Source organism: Shigella sp. SIG6 (genome assembly GCF_053555815.1).
The window spans coordinates 1-3,563 of the sequence record NZ_JBQZXC010000210.1; the positions used below are offsets into that span (position 1 = coordinate 1).

Genomic DNA, 3,563 nt, shown 5'->3' on the forward strand with positions numbered 1-3,563 from the left:
CTCAATGAGCACCTTTTTTCTGTCTGTTATTTATTCGCTGATTTTTCTGCTCGTTGCCTGCGAAGCTCTTTCGGATCGGCAATGAGAGGGCGATAAATCTCCACCCGATCGCCATCATGCACACTATCGCTTAGTTTTGCCGGACGGCTGTAAATGCCGACTTTGTTTTTAGTTAAATCGATATCGGTACGCAATTCCAGCAAGCCACTGGCGCGAATAGCTTCTTCAACCGTCGCGCCCTCCTGCAGCGTCACTCGCTGCAGGTACTGCTTCTCAGGTAGCGCATAAGCCACCTCAACGGCAATTTTACCTAGCACTGTAAACCTCTTTCGCACGAACCGTAAAAGCCTGGACCATATTAGCCGCCAGCTCTTTAAACACGCGACCAAAGGCGAGTTCAATCAACTTATTGGTAAACTCAAAGTCGAGATGAAACTCGATACGACACGCCTCCTGGCTCAGCGGCGTAAACTTCCATCCACCAATCAATTTCTTGAACGGCCCATCCACCAGATTCATAAGAATACTTTGGTTACTGGTCAACTGGTTGCGGGTAGTAAACGTTTTGCTGATCCCAGCCTTAGAGACATCTACCGCCGCAGTCATCTGCCCAGGAGTGGACTCCAGAATACGACTTCCGGTACAACCCGGCAAAAACTGAGGATAAGACTGAACGTCATTCACTAACTGATACATTTGCTCCGCGCTGTAGGGTACCAGTGCGGTCCGGCTAATCTGAGGCATAACAATTTCCATCAACAAAAATCCAACAAATAATATCATTTATCCTGCTGTAAAAAAAACGCTATCCCGGCGCTGGGTAACATCGGGTTCATGCTAAGATAGAGCCTTGTCCCCCGCAGGATTGATATGGGGTGTTTTCGATTTCAGATTACCGATGATTCACGACGCTTATGACGAAGAAAAAAGCACATAAACCTGGTTCAGCGACCATCGCGCTTAACAAGCGCGCCCGTCACGAATACTTTATCGAAGAAGAGTTCGAAGCGGGACTTGCCCTGCAAGGCTGGGAAGTTAAATCCCTGCGCGCAGGAAAAGCCAATATCAGCGACAGCTACGTCCTTCTGCGTGACGGAGAGGCATTTCTGTTTGGCGCTAACATCACGCCAATGGCCGTGGCCTCCACGCATGTGGTGTGCGATCCTACCCGTACCCGCAAGTTACTTCTCAACCAGCGCGAACTGGACTCATTGTACGGTCGCGTCAATCGAGAAGGCTATACCGTAGTGGCGCTCTCCCTGTACTGGAAAAATGCCTGGTGCAAAGTGAAAATCGGCGTCGCCAAAGGTAAAAAACAGCACGATAAACGTTCAGATATCAAAGAACGCGAATGGCAGGTGGATAAAGCACGCATCATGAAAAACGCCCACCGTTAAACCTGCACTCCAATTATTGACCAGTTCCTCACCGCGCCTCCCTCTCCGGCGGCGCGAATGAACATCTTATTGGCTATCACATCCGACACAAATGTTGCCATCCCATTGCTTAATCGAATAAAAATCAGGCTACATGGGTGCTAAATCTTTAACGATAACGCCATTGAGGCTGGTCATGGCGCTCATAAATCTGGTATACTTACCTTTACACATTGGGGCTGATTCTGGATTCGACGGGATTTGCGAAACCCAAGGTGCATGCCGAGGGGCGGTTGGCCTCGTAAAAAGCCGCAAAAAATAGTCGCAAACGACGAAAACTACGCTTTAGCAGCTTAATAACCTGCTTAGAGCCCTCTCTCCCTAGCCTCCGCTCTTAGGACGGGGATCAAGAGAGGTCAAACCCAAAAGAGATCGCGTGGAAGCCCTGCCTGGGGTTGAAGCGTTAAAACTTAATCAGGCTAGTTTGTTAGTGGCGTGTCCGTCCGCAGCTGGCAAGCGAATGTAAAGACTGACTAAGCATGTAGTACCGAGGATGTAGGAATTTCGGACGCGGGTTCAACTCCCGCCAGCTCCACCAAAATTCTCCATCGGTGATTACCAGAGTCATCCGATGAAGTCCTAAGAGCCCGCACGGCGCAAGCCCTGCGGGCTTTTTTGTGCCCCGAATTTGTCCCGCGAAGTCTGATGCCAACTAATTAAATCCGATCCTTTTAGGCACCTTGTTAGGCACTTCATAAAGCTATATTGTCTTTGAGGTGCCTAAAACTATGGAAACCCGGCAATGGCAAGACAAACCAAACCTCTATCCGTTAAGGAAATCGAATCTGCTAAACCCAAGGAAGCGGACTACGTTCTCTATGATGGCGATGGCCTTGAGCTACTCATTAAATCCAGTGGGAGTAAAATCTGGCAGTTTCGCTACATTCGCCCTGTCACCAAGAAACGAGCAAAGAAAAGCATAGGCCCTTACCCGTCAGTTACCCTTGCCGATGCCAGAAACTACCGTGCAGAGTCCCGCTCACTCCTAGCTAAACAGATTGATCCGCAGGAACATCAGCAAGAACAATTGCGTAGTTCGCTGGAAGCCAAAACCAATACTTTCCAGCTCGTAGCTGAACGTTGGTGGAATGTGAAGAAAGCCAGTGTGACAGAGGACTATGCGGAAGATATCTGGCGCTCTCTTGAAAGAGATGTCTTTCCTGCGATTGGCGACGTTAGCGTTACAGATATTAAAGCTCATACACTGGTTCAGGCCGTACAACCGGTTCAGGCCAGAGGAGCACTGGAAACGGTTCGTCGCCTGTGTCAACGTATTAATGAGGTCATGATCTATGCCCAGAACACAGGGCTGATTGATGCTGTTCCCAGCGTTAATATCGGTAAAGCCTTCGAAAAGCCTCAGAAAAAGAACATGCCCAGCATTCGACCGGATCAGCTATCTCAACTGATGCAGACAATGCGAACAGCCAGCATTAGCCTTTCCACACGCTGCCTGTTCATGTGGCAACTTCTTACTATTACCCGCCCTGCCGAAGCGGCTGAAGCTCGCTGGGAAGAAGTAGACATAGAAGCGCAAGAGTGGAAGATTCCCGCAGCACGCATGAAAATGAACCGCGACCATACTGTTCCATTGTCAGATGAAGCAATAGCTGTGCTGGAGATGATGAAACCGCTAAGCGGCAACCGAGAATTTATCTTTCCTAGCCGTATCAAGCCCAACCAGCCTATGAACAGTCAGACTGTTAACGCCTCACTAAAACGCGCAGGTTTTGGTGGTGTGCTTGTTTCGCATGGTCTGAGATCAATTGCCAGTACGGCTCTTAATGAACAAGGCTTTCCGCCTGATGCCATTGAGGCAGCATTGGCCCATGTGGATAAGAATGAGGTTCGTCGTGCTTATAACCGCAGCGATTACCTGGAACAGCGTCGCCCGATGATGCAATGGTGGGCAAATTTTGTGATGGCAGCGGATCGTGGAAGCATGATTGAAGGTGGGATAAAAGGAATGAAGCTAGTTGGGTGACTAAATAGCTGCGCGGCATAGTGTCCCACTTTCAGCCAGCCCTTGCAGGTTAAGCCACCAGACAGTAAACGGCGGGTGTCGCGTTATTAGGCGCAGCTATTTAGTAGTAATATTAGGATTGGTGATTCTGCACTCCAGAAGTT

The 3,563-nt window shown here is 49.3% G+C and carries 4 protein-coding genes and 1 other RNA gene; 3 read left to right on the top strand and 2 right to left on the bottom strand.

Going from position 1 to position 3,563, the window contains the following annotated elements:
- Positions 1 to 26: 26 nt before the first annotated feature.
- Together ACUU1M_RS19320 and ratA are read right to left on the bottom strand one after the other, a co-directional pair.
- Complete coding sequence (locus ACUU1M_RS19320; protein WP_000900741.1) at positions 27 to 317, bottom strand: RnfH family protein; 291 nt, start codon at positions 315 to 317, stop codon at positions 27 to 29.
- Entirely contained in the window at positions 307 to 744 is a 438-nt protein-coding gene (ratA, locus tag ACUU1M_RS19325) for a type II toxin-antitoxin system toxin RatA (RefSeq protein WP_001300750.1), read from the bottom strand. The genes ACUU1M_RS19320 and ratA overlap by 11 nt, the downstream gene beginning before the upstream one ends.
- Before the next feature lie 170 nt (positions 745 to 914).
- Here ratA and smpB point away from each other — a divergent pair, with 170 nt between their 5' ends.
- The 3 genes from smpB (at position 915) to ACUU1M_RS19340 (ending at position 3,420) form a co-directional block, all read left to right on the top strand.
- The gene (smpB, locus tag ACUU1M_RS19330) at positions 915 to 1,397 is read left to right on the top strand and encodes an SsrA-binding protein SmpB (RefSeq protein ID WP_000162574.1); all 483 of its coding nucleotides are present in this window, start codon (positions 915 to 917) and stop codon (positions 1,395 to 1,397) included.
- Positions 1,398 to 1,611: 214 nt separating this feature from the next.
- Positions 1,612 to 1,974: a transfer-messenger RNA gene (ssrA, locus tag ACUU1M_RS19335) on the top strand.
- A gap of 204 nt (positions 1,975 to 2,178) precedes the next feature.
- Complete coding sequence (locus ACUU1M_RS19340; protein WP_000113812.1) at positions 2,179 to 3,420, top strand: integrase; 1,242 nt, start codon at positions 2,179 to 2,181, stop codon at positions 3,418 to 3,420.
- Positions 3,421 to 3,563 lie beyond the last annotated feature (143 nt).

What these genes read in the sequence shown, in the direction of transcription:
- ratA (WP_001300750.1), bottom strand. Translation starts at nt 744, where the DNA reads ATGCCTCAGATTAGCCGGACCGCACTGGTACCCTACAGCGCGGAGCAA.
- smpB (WP_000162574.1), top strand. Translation starts at nt 915, where the DNA reads ATGACGAAGAAAAAAGCACATAAACCTGGTTCAGCGACCATCGCGCTT.
- ACUU1M_RS19340 (WP_000113812.1), top strand. Translation starts at nt 2,179, where the DNA reads ATGGCAAGACAAACCAAACCTCTATCCGTTAAGGAAATCGAATCTGCT.